At 37.5% G+C, this 16,124-nt stretch carries 15 protein-coding genes; 9 read left to right on the top strand and 6 right to left on the bottom strand.

Translation table 11 applies throughout. From position 1 onward, the window contains the following. Nucleotides 1-6: 6 nt before the first annotated feature. Both phnW and phnX read left to right on the top strand, forming a co-directional pair. Nucleotides 7-1,107, top strand: a complete 1,101-nt coding sequence (gene phnW, locus VK91_RS07030) for a 2-aminoethylphosphonate--pyruvate transaminase (RefSeq protein ID WP_048391949.1) — start codon at nucleotides 7-9, stop codon at nucleotides 1,105-1,107. After that, nucleotides 1,097-1,909, top strand: a complete 813-nt coding sequence (phnX, locus tag VK91_RS07025) for a phosphonoacetaldehyde hydrolase (protein WP_048391948.1) — start codon at nucleotides 1,097-1,099, stop codon at nucleotides 1,907-1,909. The genes phnW and phnX overlap by 11 nt, the downstream gene beginning before the upstream one ends. Before the next feature lie 41 nt (nucleotides 1,910-1,950). On the opposite strand, the gene def is transcribed toward phnX, so the two are convergent. After that, on the bottom strand, nucleotides 1,951-2,508 hold the full coding sequence (def, locus tag VK91_RS07020; RefSeq protein ID WP_048391947.1) for a peptide deformylase: 558 nt from the start codon (nucleotides 2,506-2,508) through the stop codon (nucleotides 1,951-1,953). 394 nt (nucleotides 2,509-2,902) lie between these two features. Between def and pdhA the strand changes: the two genes are divergently transcribed. The 5 genes from pdhA (at nucleotide 2,903) to VK91_RS06995 (ending at nucleotide 8,873) form a co-directional block, all read left to right on the top strand. Continuing rightward, on the top strand, nucleotides 2,903-4,018 hold the full coding sequence (gene pdhA / locus VK91_RS07015; RefSeq protein ID WP_048391946.1) for a pyruvate dehydrogenase (acetyl-transferring) E1 component subunit alpha: 1,116 nt from the start codon (nucleotides 2,903-2,905) through the stop codon (nucleotides 4,016-4,018). Between the two features lie 3 nt (nucleotides 4,019-4,021). Beyond that, nucleotides 4,022-4,999 (top strand): alpha-ketoacid dehydrogenase subunit beta, encoded by a 978-nt coding sequence (locus VK91_RS07010; RefSeq protein WP_048391945.1) that lies wholly within the window; start codon nucleotides 4,022-4,024, stop codon nucleotides 4,997-4,999. Nucleotides 5,000-5,046: 47 nt separating this feature from the next. Next, nucleotides 5,047-6,396, top strand: coding sequence for a dihydrolipoamide acetyltransferase family protein (locus tag VK91_RS07005; RefSeq protein WP_048391944.1), 1,350 nt, complete (start codon nucleotides 5,047-5,049; stop codon nucleotides 6,394-6,396). A 5-nt stretch (nucleotides 6,397-6,401) separates the two neighbouring features. Beyond that, nucleotides 6,402-7,817: a dihydrolipoyl dehydrogenase gene (gene lpdA, locus VK91_RS07000; protein WP_004224738.1), complete on the top strand. Its 1,416-nt coding sequence runs from the start codon at nucleotides 6,402-6,404 to the stop codon at nucleotides 7,815-7,817. Nucleotides 7,818-8,090: 273 nt separating this feature from the next. After that, nucleotides 8,091-8,873 (top strand): SDR family NAD(P)-dependent oxidoreductase, encoded by a 783-nt coding sequence (locus tag VK91_RS06995; protein WP_048391943.1) that lies wholly within the window; start codon nucleotides 8,091-8,093, stop codon nucleotides 8,871-8,873. Nucleotides 8,874-8,925: 52 nt separating this feature from the next. Here the strand turns inward: VK91_RS06995 and VK91_RS06990 are convergent, their stop codons facing one another. The 5 genes from VK91_RS06990 to VK91_RS06970 form a co-directional block, all read right to left on the bottom strand. Further along, the gene (locus VK91_RS06990) at nucleotides 8,926-10,452 is read right to left on the bottom strand and encodes a tripartite tricarboxylate transporter permease (protein ID WP_048391942.1); all 1,527 of its coding nucleotides are present in this window, start codon (nucleotides 10,450-10,452) and stop codon (nucleotides 8,926-8,928) included. A gap of 15 nt (nucleotides 10,453-10,467) precedes the next feature. Further along, on the bottom strand, nucleotides 10,468-10,944 hold the full coding sequence (locus tag VK91_RS06985) for a tripartite tricarboxylate transporter TctB family protein (protein WP_048391941.1): 477 nt from the start codon (nucleotides 10,942-10,944) through the stop codon (nucleotides 10,468-10,470). Nucleotides 10,945-11,036: 92 nt separating this feature from the next. Beyond that, nucleotides 11,037-12,056, bottom strand: a complete 1,020-nt coding sequence (locus VK91_RS06980) for a tripartite tricarboxylate transporter substrate binding protein (protein ID WP_048391940.1) — start codon at nucleotides 12,054-12,056, stop codon at nucleotides 11,037-11,039. Between the two features lie 125 nt (nucleotides 12,057-12,181). Beyond that, complete coding sequence (locus tag VK91_RS06975) at nucleotides 12,182-12,871, bottom strand: response regulator (RefSeq protein ID WP_048391939.1); 690 nt, start codon at nucleotides 12,869-12,871, stop codon at nucleotides 12,182-12,184. Beyond that, nucleotides 12,858-14,516, bottom strand: coding sequence for a sensor histidine kinase (locus VK91_RS06970; protein WP_231595604.1), 1,659 nt, complete (start codon nucleotides 14,514-14,516; stop codon nucleotides 12,858-12,860). The genes VK91_RS06975 and VK91_RS06970 overlap by 14 nt, the downstream gene beginning before the upstream one ends. 290 nt (nucleotides 14,517-14,806) lie before the next feature. Here VK91_RS06970 and VK91_RS06965 point away from each other — a divergent pair, with 290 nt between their 5' ends. Together VK91_RS06965 and VK91_RS06960 are read left to right on the top strand one after the other, a co-directional pair. Continuing rightward, nucleotides 14,807-15,253, top strand: a complete 447-nt coding sequence (locus VK91_RS06965) for a CidA/LrgA family protein (RefSeq protein WP_048391938.1) — start codon at nucleotides 14,807-14,809, stop codon at nucleotides 15,251-15,253. Further along, a complete protein-coding gene (locus VK91_RS06960; protein ID WP_053075688.1) occupies nucleotides 15,246-15,923 on the top strand; it encodes an LrgB family protein in 678 nt (225 codons plus the stop codon). Before VK91_RS06965 ends, VK91_RS06960 begins: the two co-directional genes overlap by 8 nt. Nucleotides 15,924-16,124: the final 201 nt, after the last annotated feature.

Genomic DNA, 16,124 nt, shown 5'->3' with positions numbered 1-16,124 from the left:
TAGCAGATGAGTAACTATAAATTATTGACGCCAGGTCCATTGACAACAACTGAAGCAGTGAAACGAGAAATGTTAAAAGATCGTTGTACATGGGATGACGATTATAAAAATGTGACACAAGTGATTCGTAAGCAACTCTTAAAATTAGCAAAAGTTGATGAAGCTGATTACACTACGGTACTAATGCAAGGAAGTGGAAGCTTTGTAGTAGAGTCTGTACTAACAACAGCAATTGGTGAAAATGATAAGGTGCTGATACTAACAAATGGTGCTTATGGTGAAAGAATTGTTGAAATGGCCAAAGCCTTAAAGTTACAGCATGTTGTTTATAGTGCTCCTTATGATGAACAGCCCTCCTTGTTAGAAGTTCAATCCTTCCTTGAAAGAGATAGGAGTATTACTCATGTAGCTCTCGTACATTGTGAGACGACTACTGGTATTTTAAATCCTATTAAAGAAATTGGGGAAGTTGTTCATTCGTTCAACAAAACGTTTATTGTGGATGCCATGAGTAGCTTTGGAGGCGTACCAATGGATTTATCAAGCTTGCATATTGATTTTTGTATTAGTAGTGCCAATAAATGTATTCAGGGTGTCCCAGGCTTTGGTTTTGTTATCGCGAATACAAGAGCACTGGAAAAATGTAAGGGACAAGCTCGAAGTGTTGCATTAGATTTGCATAGTCAGTGGGAAGTAATGAAGCAAGATGGGAAATGGCGTTTCACATCGCCTACACATGTAGTGGCAGCTTTTGCGAAGGCGCTTGAAGAGTTGAATGAAGAAGGCGGAATTCATGCCCGCTACAAACGCTATGCGTATAATAATCAACTACTTCGCTCTCGCTTGTCGGTGCTGGGATTTAAAGCGTATATTTCGGAGGAGCTTCAATCACCAATTATCACAACATTTTTATTCCCGTATAAAGAGTTTTCTTTTGAGCATTTTTATCAGGAAATAAAAAATGCAGGTTTCGTTATCTATCCAGGTAAGCTGACGGATGTCGATACATTCCGTATTGGCAATATTGGTGATATTCATGAGGAAGATATTCTTGCATTATGTGAAATCATTGAAAATTATATGGTGGTGAAAAACAATGAAAATTGAGACGGTTATTTTGGACTGGGCAGGCACTGCAGTTGACTTTGGTTGTTTTGCTCCTGTTAATGTTTTTTTAACAATTTTTGAAGATGCTGGTGTAATAGTTACACTGGAAGAGGCTCGTAAACCAATGGGGATGCTGAAAATTGATCATATACGCACCATGCTAGAAATGCCAAGAATTAAAGCAGCATGGCATCGTGTACATGGACAATCCTTTACTGAAAAGGATGTACATGTATTGTATAATCATTTTGAAACAAAATTAATGGAGTCTTTGGCGACCTATACAGATCCTATCCAGCACGTGAAAACAACAGTACAGCAATTAAGAGATGCAGGTATTCGAATAGGCTCTACAACTGGCTATACAGATGCAATGATGGAAGTAGTGACAAAGCATGCTGCTGACAAGGGCTATCAACCTGATTTTCTTGTAACACCAACACAGGTTGGTGATAAAGGGCGACCATATCCATATATGATTTTTAAAAATATGGAGGTATTAGGTTCGCAAGCGACGAAGCAAGTTGTGAAGGTTGGCGATACAACATCAGATATAAAGGAAGCCTTGAATGCAGGTGTTTGGGCTGTTGGCGTTATTATTGGAAGTTCAGAAATGGGACTATCCGAAGAAGAATTCAATGCCCTGTCTTCAGAAGAACAGCAACAAATCATAGAGAAAACAAAATGTGTTTTTGAAGAATCTGGCGCTCATTATACAATAGAAACAATGGAGGAGTTGCCAGCATTAATTGAAACGATCAATGCTCGGTTAAATATGGATAGACAATTAGAATGTAAATAATAATTAACCTCGGCAGAAGTAATAAACTGCCGAGGTTGTTTTTAGTCGCGCTCATATGGGATTGAATCTGGTATTTCCGCAAATGGATTCTTTTCATTAATACGGTCATAAAACATAATGCCATTTAGATGATCTAATTCATGCTGAAAGGCAATAGCTGGCAAGCCCTTAAGGCGCATTTTTTTCTCTTCACCATCAATTGTTTTAAATTTTACTGTGATGCGTGCATGGCGAGGTACATACCCAGGAATATTACGGTCAACAGAAAGACATCCTTCTCCTGCTGATAGGTATGTGTTTTCAACAGAATGGCTAACGATCTTTGGATTTATGGCTACAAAGCTTAATTGTTCACCAGCCTCATCTTTTAAATGAAGAGCAAACATACGCTGTAAGCTATTTACCTGATTGGCAGCCAAACCAATGCCACTACGCAAATTATATTTTTCTGCCATTTCAGGATCTTGGCTGTTGATTAAATATTGAAGCATATCCTCAGCAAGCTTTCTTGTTTCTTCAGTTAAAGGGAATTTAACTTCCTCTGCTTTTGTGCGTAAAGTCGGATGACCTTCGCGGATAATATCATCCATTAAAATCATAATAGTAATCTTCCTTTCAACTTTGTAGTGCTTACTAATAAGTATACATCACGTTTTCGTACAATCCCATGAAAAAAGTCCTTATTTGAATATACTCAAAAAATTTTTCTAATGCTATTAGATTTTCGAGAATGGGGTATTCTACTAGGGGAAAACCTGTTGGAAAACGTAAGAGTTGTATGGTGTGAGTAAGGTGTTGTAATACAGAATTTGAATATTAGTAATACAGTATAGGACAGCGGTGTTTGATTGTTATTCTAGAAAAAATCTTTGTATATAGCAGTAATAGATGATTGACCGACAGTATTTTATTCAGTATACTGAGTGTCAAGAATAAGTTGTACTAGTTAAAAAGGTGATTTATTTTAATACAGCTGAAAGGGAGATGTGACAAATGAGCAAGAAAAACAATAATATTTTTGATGCTAAACAAACGCTAACTGAAATCGAAGATAAGTTTGAAATGTTTCAAATTTTGAATGAAGAAGGCGAAATTATAAATAAAGAGGCAGATCCGAAATTATCAGATGAGGAACTAGTTGAGTTAATGACACGTATGGTTTACACACGTATTTTAGATCAACGTTCAATCTCATTAAATCGTCAAGGACGTTTAGGCTTCTATGCACCGACTGCTGGTCAAGAAGCTTCACAACTTGCTTCTCACTTTGCATTAGAACAAGAAGATTGGATTTTACCAGGTTACCGTGATGTACCTCAAATTGTATGGCATGGCTTACCTCTTGAAAAAGCATTTTTATTCTCACGTGGTCACTTCATGGGGAATCAGGTTCCTGAAGGTGTAAACGTTTTAGCTCCACAAATTATTATTGGAGCACAATATATTCAAGCTGCTGGGGTAGCACTTGGTATTAAAAAGCGCGGGAAAAAAGCTGTTGCAGTAACTTATACTGGTGACGGTGGTTCTTCTCAGGGAGACTTCTATGAAGGCATTAACTTTGCAGGTGCATTTAAATCTCCAGCAATCTTCATCGTACAAAATAACCAATATGCAATCTCAACACCTCGTGAATTGCAAACAGCTGCTAAAACAATTGCACAAAAAGGTGTAGCAGCAGGATTACCAAGTATTTTAGTAGATGGAATGGATGCGCTTGCAGTTTATGTAGCAACTCGTGATGCTCGTGAGCGCGCGGTTAATGGTGAAGGCCCAACATTAATTGAAACAATGTGTTACCGTTATGGTCCTCATACAATGGCTGGGGATGACCCAACGCGTTACCGTACTTCTGATACAGATAATGAATGGGCTCAAAAAGATCCTCTAGTTCGCTTCCGTAAATACCTAGAAGCAAAAGGTATATGGGATGAGAAAAAAGAAGAAGCAGTTATTGAGCGAGCAAAAGAAGAAATTAAAGAAGCAATCAAAAAAGCAGATGCTGCTCCAAAACAAAAAGTAACAGAATTAATGGGAAATATGTATAAAGGCGAAATGCCATCTAATCTAAAAGAACAGTATGAAATCTATAAAGAGAAGGAGTCGAAATAACCTATGGCACAAATGACGATGATTCAAGCAATTACAGATGCACTTCGCACAGAATTAAAGAATGATGAAAACGTTCTTGTATTCGGGGAAGATGTAGGTGTCAACGGTGGGGTATTCCGCGCGACAGAAGGCCTACAAAAAGAATTTGGGGTTGACCGCGTATTTGATACACCATTAGCAGAATCAGGTATTGGTGGCTTAGCAGTTGGCCTTTCTCTTCAAGGATTCCGTCCAGTTCCTGAAATTCAATTCTTTGGTTTCGTTTATGAAGTAATGGATTCAATTAGTGGCCAGCTAGCACGTATGAGCTACCGTAGTGGTGGCGTCTACAATGCTCCAGTAACAATCCGTTCACCATTTGGTGGTGGTGTGCACACACCTGAAATGCACTCAGATAGCTTAGAAAGCTTAATGACAGCACAACCAGGATTAACAGTTGTTGTTCCATCAACACCATATGATGCAAAAGGTTTACTTATTTCTTCTATTCGTAATGACAACCCAGTTATTTTCTTAGAGCATTTAAAACTATACCGTTCATTCCGTGAAGAAGTGCCTGAGGAAGCATACGAAATTCCACTAGGAAAAGCGGATGTAAAACGTGAAGGTACTGATTTAACAATTGTTGCTTACGGTTTAATGGTTCATGAAAGCTTAAAGGCTGCAGAAGAACTTGAAAAAGAAGGACATTCTATAGAAGTAATTGACTTACGTACAATTCAACCAATCGATGTGGAAACAATTATCGCATCTGTTGAAAAAACAGGTCGTGCAATCGTTGTCCAAGAAGCTCAAAAACAAGCAGGTATCGCTGCGAACGTAGTAGCAGAAATTACAGAGCGTGCAATTCTAAGCTTAGAGGCTCCTGTTCTTCGTGTGGCTGCACCAGATACTGTGTACCCATTCCCACAAGCTGAAGGTGTTTGGTTACCAAACTACAAAGATGTAATGGAAACAGCGAAAAAAGTTTTAACATTCTAATAATGCTTCTAAACTTGAACAACAGTAAATAGAAAGGATGGGTACACATGGCATTTGAATTCAGATTACCGGATATTGGCGAGGGTATTCACGAAGGCGAGATTGTGAAATGGTTCGTTAAAGCTGGAGATACAGTAAAAGAAGACGATATTCTTTGTGAAGTACAAAATGATAAAGCAGTAGTAGAAATCCCTTCACCAGTTGAAGGAACAGTAGAGGAAGTTTTAGTAGGAGAAGGAACAGTTGCCGTAGTTGGCGATGTTTTAATCCGATTAGACGCACCTGGCTATGAAGACTTAAAGCTAAAAGGTGACGATCATGCCGAAGCAAAAACAGAGGCACAAGTTCAAGCAACTGCTGAATCTGGTCAGAACGTAGAAAAAGCTCCTACTAAAGAGGAAAAGGCACCAGAAAAAGCTCCTGAAAAAGCTCCAGAAAAAGTGGAGACAGTAGTTGATGAAACAAAACGTGTGATCGCAATGCCTTCTGTACGTAAATTTGCCCGTGATAACGATGTAAATATTCGTGAAGTGAAGGGTACAGGCAAAAACGGTCGAATCCTTAAAGAAGATATTGAAAACTTCTTAAAAGGTGGCGGCACTGTAGAGGCTGAAACTGCAAATATCGAAACATCAGAAGATACAGTTCAACAAGAAACGTCTACACCAGCAGCACCAGTAGTTCTTGAGGGGGATTTCCCAGAGACTCGTGAAAAAATGTCAGGTATTCGAAAAGCGATTGCAAAAGCAATGGTACACTCGAAACAAACGGCTCCTCATGTTACACTAATGGATGAAGTCGATGTAACAGCTCTTGTAGCACATCGTAAAAAATTCAAAGATATCGCTGCCGAAAAAGGTGTTAAATTAACATACTTACCATATGTAGTGAAAGCACTTATTTCAACTTTACGCGAGTTCCCAGAATTTAATCGCTCTTTAGATGATGCAACACAAGAAATTATCCAAAAGCATTACTATAACATTGGTATTGCAGCAGATACTGAAAGAGGCTTACTAGTACCAGTTATTAAGCATGCAGATCGTAAATCTGTATTTGCAGTGTCTAATGAAATTAATGAATTAGCGACAAAAGCCCGTGAAGGTAAGCTAGCACCACATGAAATGAAAGGTGCTTCCATGTCCATTACGAATATTGGCTCTGCAGGAGGACAATGGTTTACACCAGTTATTAACCATCCTGAAGTAGCAATTCTAGGTATTGGTCGAATTTCAGAAAAACCTGTAATAAAAAATGGTGAAATTGTAGCCGCACCTGTGTTAGCATTATCATTGAGCTTTGATCATCGTATGATCGATGGAGCCACTGCGCAAAATGCTTTAAATCATTTAAAGCGTTTGTTAAGTGAGCCAGAATTATTATTAATGGAGGCGTAACAAAAATGGTAGTAGGAGATTTCCCAATCGAAACAGATACTCTTGTCATTGGTTCAGGTCCTGGAGGATATGTAGCAGCAATTCGTGCAGCTCAAACTGGCCAAAAAGTAACAATCGTTGAAAAAAATGTACTTGGTGGAGTGTGCTTAAACGTAGGTTGTATCCCATCAAAAGCATTAATTTCAGTAGGTCACCGTTTTGAGCAAGCTAAACATTCAGATGACATGGGAATCATCGCTTCTGATGTGAAATTAGACTTCTCAAAAGCACAAGCATTTAAAGACAGCGTTGTTAAGAAATTAACTGGCGGTGTTGAAGGCTTACTTAAAGGTAACAAAGTTGAAATTGTACAAGGTGAAGCTTATTTCGTTGACGCTCATTCAGTGCGTATCATCAATGGTGAATCTGCTCAAACTTACACATTTAACAATGTCATTATTGCAACAGGTTCTCGTCCAGTTGAAATTCCAACATTCAAATTCACTGATCGTGTATTAAATTCTACTGGTGCACTTTCTCTACAAGAAGTACCTGGTAAATTAGTTGTTATCGGTGGCGGTTATATTGGTACTGAGCTTGGATCAGCTTATGCGAACCTTGGCTCTCAAGTAACAATTATTGAAGGCGGAAAAGATATTTTAGCTGGCTTCGAAAAGCAAATGACGCAAATCGTGAAAAAAGGCCTTAAAAAGAAAGGCGTTGAAATTGAAGTTAACGCATCTGCAAAAGGCGTAGAAGAAACTGAAAACGGCGTAGTAGTAACTTATGAAGTAGGCGGAGAAGAGAAAAAAGTTGAAGCTGATTACGTATTAGTTACTGTAGGACGTCGTCCAAATACAGATGAAATGGGCCTTGCTGAAATCGGAGTTGAATTCGGTGAACGTGGTCTAATCAATGTTGACAAACAATGTCGTACAAATATTCCAAATATCTATGCAATCGGTGATATCGTAGCAGGTCCACAACTTGCACATAAAGCATCTTACGAAGGTAAAGTTGCTGCTGAAGCAATTGCGGGTGAAAAATCAGTAGTTGATTATCTTGCTGTGCCAGCTGTATGTTTCACAGATCCAGAAATGGCGACAGTTGGTTACAACGAAGAACAAGCAAAAGCTGAAGGCATTGAATACACTGCAGCGAAATTCCCATTCGCAGCAAATGGTCGTGCTCTTGCATTAAACCAATCAGAAGGTTTCGTGAAACTTGTTGCTCGTAAAGAGGACGGCTTATTAATTGGTGCTCAAATCGTAGGTGCTGGTGCATCTGATATGATCGCTGAAATGGGCTTAGCAATTGAAGGCGGCATGACTGCTGAGGATATCGCATTAACAATTCACGCTCACCCAACATTAGGTGAAATTACAATGGAAACTGCTGAAGTATTACTTGGCAACCCAATCCACATTGTAGCGAAAAAATAATTTGAATAAAGGAGTGTAGATAAAGCGAGACATTCGCTTATCTACACTCTTTTTTTAGCCAATGTTTTATATGAACAATTAATTTTTCTATTAGCTTTTTCCCGTAACAGGCTTGAATGATAATGATAAGTAATAAGTAGCTCCTCATGGAAAATATTCAATTATTATAGCTTTTAAATCGTATTTCTACCTTTTACAAGCTCCTTTGATTATTCTGAATAATCGATAAATGCTATAATGATAGCATTGTAGAAAGTAAGGGAGGATTTAATAATGGAGCTTAATTTAACGGGGAAAGTAGCAATTATAACAGGATCGAGTAAAGGAATTGGCTATTATACAGCCATGCAGCTTGTTAAAGAGGGTGCACAGGTTGTACTTTGCGCTCGTGGTGAAAAACAACTGCAAGTGGCTGCAGGATGCATAAAAAATGAAACAGGCGTAGATGTATTAATTGTTCCAACTGACATTACAAAAGAAAAAGATTGTAAGTATCTCATTGAGCGTACTGTAGAGCATTTTGGACGTGTGGATATTCTTATTAATAATGCTGGTACAGCTTCAGCGAATTCCTTTGAAACGGTGAGTAGTGAGCTGTGGCAGGCAGATTTAGATTTAAAGGTATTTGGAGCTATTCATTGTTCAAAATATGCTGCTCCATATATGCGAAAGGCTGGGGGCGGTGCAATCGTTAATGTGACTGCCGTGATGGCTAAAACTCCACCTGCAAGTTCACTTCCAACTACTGTAAGCCGTGCTGCGGGGCTTGCCTTGACAAAAGCGATGAGCAAGGATTTAGGGAAGGATAATATTCGAGTAAATTCTGTATGTATAGGACTTATTCGTAGTGATCAAATCGAAAAGAAATGGAAAAAGGAAGAACCAAATTTATCGTGGGAAGAATATTCTCGTAAAGTGGGGCAAGCAATTCCGCTAGGTCGTGTAGGTGATACGCAAGAAGCAGCAAACGTTATCACTTTTTTAGTATCTGATGCGGCGAGCTATGTTACAGGTACAGCTGTTAATATTGATGGTGGCTCTGGTCACGCATTATAGAATAGTAAAAATCCACTATACTAATAGAAGTATAGTGGATTTTTAAGAATATTTATCCTTCTTCATTAATAAGTACATTTTTACCACGTATTTTCATAATCAGTGGTATAAGTAACCAAGAAATGGCAACCACTAAAAATAGTAATGATAAAGGCTTTGTTATAAAAATAGAAAAGTCTCCATTCGAAATGGTTAATGCACGGCGCATATTATTTTCAATCATCGGCCCTAGTACTAATGCAAGTACTAATGGAGCTACTGGGTAATCATTTTTAGCAAATAGATAACCAAGTACACCACAAGCTACTAATAAAAATAAATCAAACGTGGCGAATTGTACGGCATAAACTCCAAAAATTGAAATTGCAATAATAATAGGCAATAAATATTTTTTAGGTGTTTCGATGATTTTGGCAAAAATGCGGACCAAAGGCATATTTAATGCTAATAACATTAAATTTCCAATAAACATACTGGCAATTAATCCCCAAGCAACTTGAGGATGTTCATCAAATAATAATGGACCTGGCTGAATATTATACATAATAAGTGCACCCATTAAAATAGCAGTAGTACCTGAGCCGGGAATTCCTAAAGTTAGTAATGGGATCATTGCACCGCCTGATGCAGCATTGTTCGCTGATTCAGGTCCAGCTACACCCGCAATATGACCTTTTCCAAATTGCTCGGGTGTTTTACTGAATTTTTTCTCGGTAATATAAGAAAAGAATGAGGCAAGTGTTGCGCCTGCGCCGGGTAATACGCCGATGAAAAAGCCTAATAAGGAGCCGCGAGCAATAGGAACAGCACTATCCTTTAAATCTTGCTTTGTTGGTAATACACGATTAATTTTGGCTAATTGACCATCCTCTTCTTCTTTTTCAAGAATGGTTTTAAATACTTCGCCTAATGCAAATAAACCAACAGCGATGGTTAAAAATTCAATGCCAGAGAACAGCATTGGCTGACCAAATGTAAAACGTTCTATACCTGATACGGCATCAATACCAACTGTTCCGAGCATAAGCCCTAAAACAGTCATAATTAAAGCTTTGGTAATAGAACGTCCTGCTAGGCCACTTACTGCTGCAAGTCCTAATAACATCAAAGAAAAGTATTCTGCGGGTCCAAATTTAAGTGCTAATTTTGACAATGGATTAGCTAATAATATCAGACCTAGTAGTGCTACAACGCCTGCACAAAATGAGCCAATGGCCGCGATAGAAAGAGCACTTCCAGCACGACCTTGTTTAGCCATTTGATAGCCATCCAATGTTGTCACAACTGATGAGGATTCACCAGGCGTGTTTAATAGAATGGAAGTTGTTGATCCACCATACATGGCCCCATAGTATACCCCTGCAAGTAAAATAATTGAGCTGGTAGCGGCAGCCTCAGTAGGTAGTCCAGCTGTAATGGTTGCTGTAACGGGGATTAATAATGCAACTCCACTCATGGGACCTATACCTGGAAGTACACCAACTGCTGTACCAATTATGACACCAACAAGAGCGAATAAAAGGTTTTGCCATTGAAGGGCAACTGCAAATCCATCAGCTAAAAATTGCAATGTCGACATATGTTCACTCCTGTACTAAAAAATTGGGAAACTAGGCAATGACCCTCCTAGTAAACTAGTAAATAAATAATAGACGCCCAGTGAAAATCCAGCTGCAATAATAATTGAATAAATAAGTTTAGTACGTTCCATTGTTTGGAAACTAATACACAAAAATAAAAATGTTGTTATCATATAGCCAATTTTTTCAAGGAAAAATACATACGCAAGAGCGCTACCTAAAATAATTAAGAACTTTTTGAGCTCTGTTGAAGATATTTTAGAAGAAGTAGTTGGTCCTCCTGTGACTCGCTCTCTCACAGCTTTTTTCCATGATTCATAAAATAATTGAAGACTTAATAAACCTAAAATAATACCTAAACCTAATGGAAAAATTTTGGGACCAACTGTAGACCCATAAGCACTATCAGAAATCTGTGTTGCTTGAAAAATAAACAAAATACTAAGTGCTAAGAGGGTAATGCTAAATGTTTTATCAAATCTATAGCTCAACCGTTTTACACCTCCATTGAAAATAGATAAAGTTACACAAGTAGTTCTATATTTAATGGAAATACTTGTGCCTTTTTTAAAAAAACGTTTCGTTATTTTTGCATACCAAGAGCTGTTAGTAGTTCAATGATTATTTTATTTTGACTGTCTAGATAAGCTGTAAATTCTTCCGCATTACGGTATTCTGCTTGCCAGCCATTACGGGTCACCTCAGCTTGCCATTCTTTTGATTCAGACATTGCCTGTAATTTTTCAGACCAATAGGCAATCGCATCTTCACTCATATTTTTTGGACCAAAGATACCACGCCAAATTGTAAACTCCTCATCAATACCGGCTTCTTTAAAAGTAGGAACCTCTGCTAGCTCACCTTCTAAGCGTTCAGAGGAACTGACAGCTAATACACGAACATCTCCGGATTTAACATAAGTAGCAATTGTGGAGGCATCTGTTGCAATTACATCCGCATTGCCACCTAATAATGCTGTAACCGCCTCACCGCCACCATCATAAGAAACATATTTAATTGTTTTTAAGTCAATCCCCGCTTTATAAGCCGGGATAATTCCTACTAGATGATCCATCGAACCTGGTGCAGACCCACCTGCTAATGTGACATCTTTTGGTGAAGTTTTCATGGCATTTAAAACATCTGCAAGCGTTTGGAAAGGAGAATCCTTTCTAACAACGATTGCGCCATAGTCCCGTGTTAATTGTGCTAAAGGTGTAGTATCCTTATAGCCAAATTTACTATTTCCTTCAGCCTTTTCATGATTTATAAGGATCGGTGGTGATTTAACCATTAACATATAATCATTATTGGCTTCCTTTGTAGCAAATGTTGCCATGAAGGCAGCACCACCACCACCTGGCTTATTCTCAACTTGAATCGCCTTATCAATCAACCCAGTATCACTCATTGTTTTTGCTACTGCACGAGCTGTTAAATCCCAGCCACCACCAGCACCTGATGGAGCAACAATGGTAATATTACTTTTCGGATAATCACTGGCATTCTTTCCCTCTGTTTTTTCTCCATTTGATGCTGAACAGCCAACCAAACTAGTAAATAGTAAGCCAGCTACCATTATTTTAGAAATGTTCCTCCACATAAAAATCCCCCTTAAAAATAAAATGGTAGCGCTATCAATTTAGCGCTACCCATACTATAACTTACTTCTCAATTTTGGAAATATTGTGATAATAATGTGGATTAACATCATTTTGTTCATAAAGTTTATGTGGAAATAAAGTATCGTCGTTCAGGACGCCCAACTGTACCATAAGTCAGTTCGGTATAGACCTGCTTTTGTGTAACTAAAAATTCTAAATAACGACGAGCGGTGGAACGGCTGACACCTATATTCTTTCCCAACAGCTCAGCTGTACTACCATTCTCCATTATACTTAAATGGTTGATAACATGATTCATTGTTGTTGGATCTATCCCTTTTGGTAATAATAACGGTGTTTCTTGAAGGGGGGATGAACCTGCTTTTGGCCAAAGGTATTGAATTTTTTCATGTGTAAATTTCTCATTATTTTTCAGCAATAGATACTTGTAACGGAATTTTTCTATACTCTCTTTTAGCTGTTCGAATGTAAATGGCTTTAAAATGTAATCAGTAACATTTTTCTGATAAGCTTTCTGTACTATATGTGCCTCTGTAGCTGCGGTAATCAAAATAATACTACTTGTTGGGCTCACTTCTTGGATTTTATCAATTAAATCTACTCCCAGTATATCTGGCAAAAAGACATCGAGTAATATAAGGTGTGGTGAAAATGATTGAAGCCAATCTAAAGCTTCTTCTCCCGTACTTGCCCGTGCAATTACTGTAAAGCCTTCAATTTTTTCTAAAAAACGACAATGTACATCTGCTACACGTACATCATCTTCAATTACTAGCACTTCAATATTGTTCATGGATCATAGTCCCCCTTTTGCTAATAGATACGATAAATAGGGCACCTCCTAAATCTCCTTCTTCAAGAGCAAGAGTACCGTTTAAATCATGGATACTGGAAATGACTTTCCTTAATCCATAGCCTCGATGCTTACTATCTTTCGTAGAAATATTTTCTGAAAATAGCACGTCTAGTTTTTCTTGTGCAAAACCTTGTCCCGAGTCCTCGACCTCAAAGATGATTTCCTCTCCATTATCAAATATAAAAAGCCTAATAATTGGTTGTCGCTCTTTGTTTTTTTCAACCTCTTCAAAAGCATTGGTTAATAAATTTCCCATAATAGAAATAATTAAGCTTTTTTCGATGCTTTCAGGGAATGTTTCTAAATAACTATCCTCATCAAAAATCAACTTGATTTTTAATTCACGTGCACGATTAAAAAATCCGATAATTAAACCATTTAAAAATGGGTCCTTTACACGCTTTGTTATAAATTGGGTTAGAGAAGAATGTCCTTGTACCTCTTTATGAATAATAGATAGTGCTTCATCAGATGCATTTAATTGAATAAGGCCTGATATTGTGTAAAGGACATTATTAAACTCATGTGTTTGAGCACGTAAAGCTTCTGTATATTGCTTTACTTGTGATAATTCGATAGCCATTTGTTCTATTTCTGATTGTAATCGGAAACTTGCAACTGCGCCGACAACTTTACCATTCACCTTCATAGGTACACGGTTAACAATAATTTCATGACCATTAACAATCATCAATTTATCAAGTTGTTTTTCACCCTTCATTAATACGTTAAGCAGATGTGTGTTTGGTATATGCTGTTCGATATTATCGCCCATGATAGAAGCTGAATCCGTTAAATGTAAGATTTTCGCGGCAGCATTGTTTAGGGTCGTAATTTCACCTTTCTGATTTACCGTAATAATAGCTTCACGAACTGATTCAATTAAAGTATTTTTTTCTGTTAATAGACTGGCAATTTCACTTGGCTCCAGATTAAAAATTTGCTTTTTAATGTTTCGGGATAAAAAAATAGAGCCGATAATACCAATGCCTAGTGCAATAACCATCGTATAAAAAATATTATCAAGGTATAAAAAATATAAGCGATCTAATTCACTTGTTAAGTAACCAATTGAAACAACACCAATAATCGATCCATTTGAGTCTAAGATAGGTGCTTTCCCACGAATGGATTGTCCCATTGAACCATTTGCAATGGAAATATAAGACTCACCGTTGATTAATGCTCGGTCATTATCATCTCCGACCATCGATTTACCAATACGGTCAGCGATAGGATGGGTGTAGCGTATACCATTTTTATCTCCTATTACAACATAAGTAGCTTTTGCAGCAAGCATAATCTCTTTGCTAATTTTTTGCAGACTTTCGGAAGGGTTATTTGTATGAAACGCTTCAATTACATCACCCCTGCTAGCCGTTGTTTCCGCCAAATATAGTGCCCGGTTTCCAATTTGTGTTTGCAATGCATCAGATATGGTCATATAAAAGAGGATGCCTGCTAAAATAACAATAATAAAAATTAAAAAACTGCTGTAATAGGCAAAGCGGGCTTGGAGTGTTAATGTTTTAAAGAAAATAGTGAATCCCACCTTTGTGTTTATTCTAGAAATTTTAGTCATTGATAATACTAGTAATCTTTTGTAATTTTCGATTATATAAAAAAATTTCGAAATTTGCTAGATGATCATTAAAAAAGTGATTTGAAGTGGATAGGCACAATATAAAAAAGTTGATAAGTCAAAATGATAAAAAGTTAAATCATGAAGTTCTTGTAGAATAGGACTTTTAATACTGTTTCATAGAATTGCTTGGATATTTCTGTATTTGATTATTATTTTTCTAAAATTACAATAGACAGAAAATTCCTACAGATGTAGAATGAACGATATAGGGGGTGAAAAGTGGCGAAATGTTGAACGAAAATTTTGCTACGTTGTTGTTAAGAGCTGTTCGGATTATTGTGCAAATCGGTATACTTACTATTTTCTATTACATGGGGGTTGGCATTGTTTCTTATCTGCACATACCTCTTCCAGGAAGCGTCATTGGCTTACTTTTATTAGCACTTTCACTCAATTTTAAAATTATTAAGGTCGAATATATACAAGATGGAGCAGGTTTTTTAATTGGCATCTTAACGTTGTTTTTCATTCCAGCAACTGTAGGTGTTATTGATTATCCAGAGCTCATGACATTCACTGGTCTGCTCATCATTTTAGCAGTTATTGCTAGTACATTAATCTCTATTTATGTAACAGGATTGCTGACACAACTCATTGAAAAAAGAGAACTGGCCAAAAAAGAAAGCTCAAAGCCTAATGTGGAAGAAGGAAAGGGGGAATTAACTGTTGATTGAAGTAACGGTTGTCCTTAGCACCATCATCATGTTTATTTTATTTACAAAGCTCTATCAACGATTTCCCCATCCTATCATGATTCCCTTGGTCACGACTACGATTGTCAGTGCAGTGATTTTACTTGTATTTGATATTCCATATTCAACTTATATGCAAGGTGGGGAATGGCTTCAGAAAATGCTTGGGCCAGCTGTTGTGGCACTTGCATATCCTCTCTATAATCAACGAGCAATTATTATGAAATATAAGTATTCTATTTTATCAGGACTTCTCATCGGCATGATAACAGGCTTAGTGACAATTTTTGTGTTACTAAAATGGATCGGTGTAGATCCTAGCTGGATGCTGACAGCCTTACCTAAATCGTTAACAACGCCTGTTGGAATGCAGGTGAGCGAAACGATTGGGGGCATTCCTCCTTTAACGGCTGTTTTCGTCATGATTGCAGGGTTTGTAGGGGCCATTATCGGACCGTTAGTCATTAAGTATGGCAAAATTGACTCTGCCGTGAGTAGGGGAGTGGCAGTAGGAAGTGCCTCACATGGGGTAGGTCTTGTGAAATTAAGAGAATATGGGGAACAGGAATTATCAGTTGGTTCCTTATCAATGGGTTTAACGGCTATTATCGGAGCCTTCTTCTGCCCTTTATTTGTGTATTTATTTTTATAATAGAATGGTGCTTTATAGAAAAAGGAGCTGTCTCAAAAAAGATAGGAAACAACCCTTTTGTTTTAAATCAATGGTTATTTCTAGAAGCAACTATTCATTGTGAAAATGAAATGAAAAAAACTTCAGATAATATTCTATTATAACTATTTTGTAATGAAGAGAATGTTTTCTGGTTGTGTTCAACAAGAAGAATATACTCAC

The organism is Lysinibacillus sp. LK3 (assembly GCF_001043675.1).
Taxonomy (GTDB): domain Bacteria; phylum Bacillota; class Bacilli; order Bacillales_A; family Planococcaceae; genus Lysinibacillus; species Lysinibacillus capsici.
This window is presented reverse-complemented; position numbering and strand designations above follow the sequence as displayed.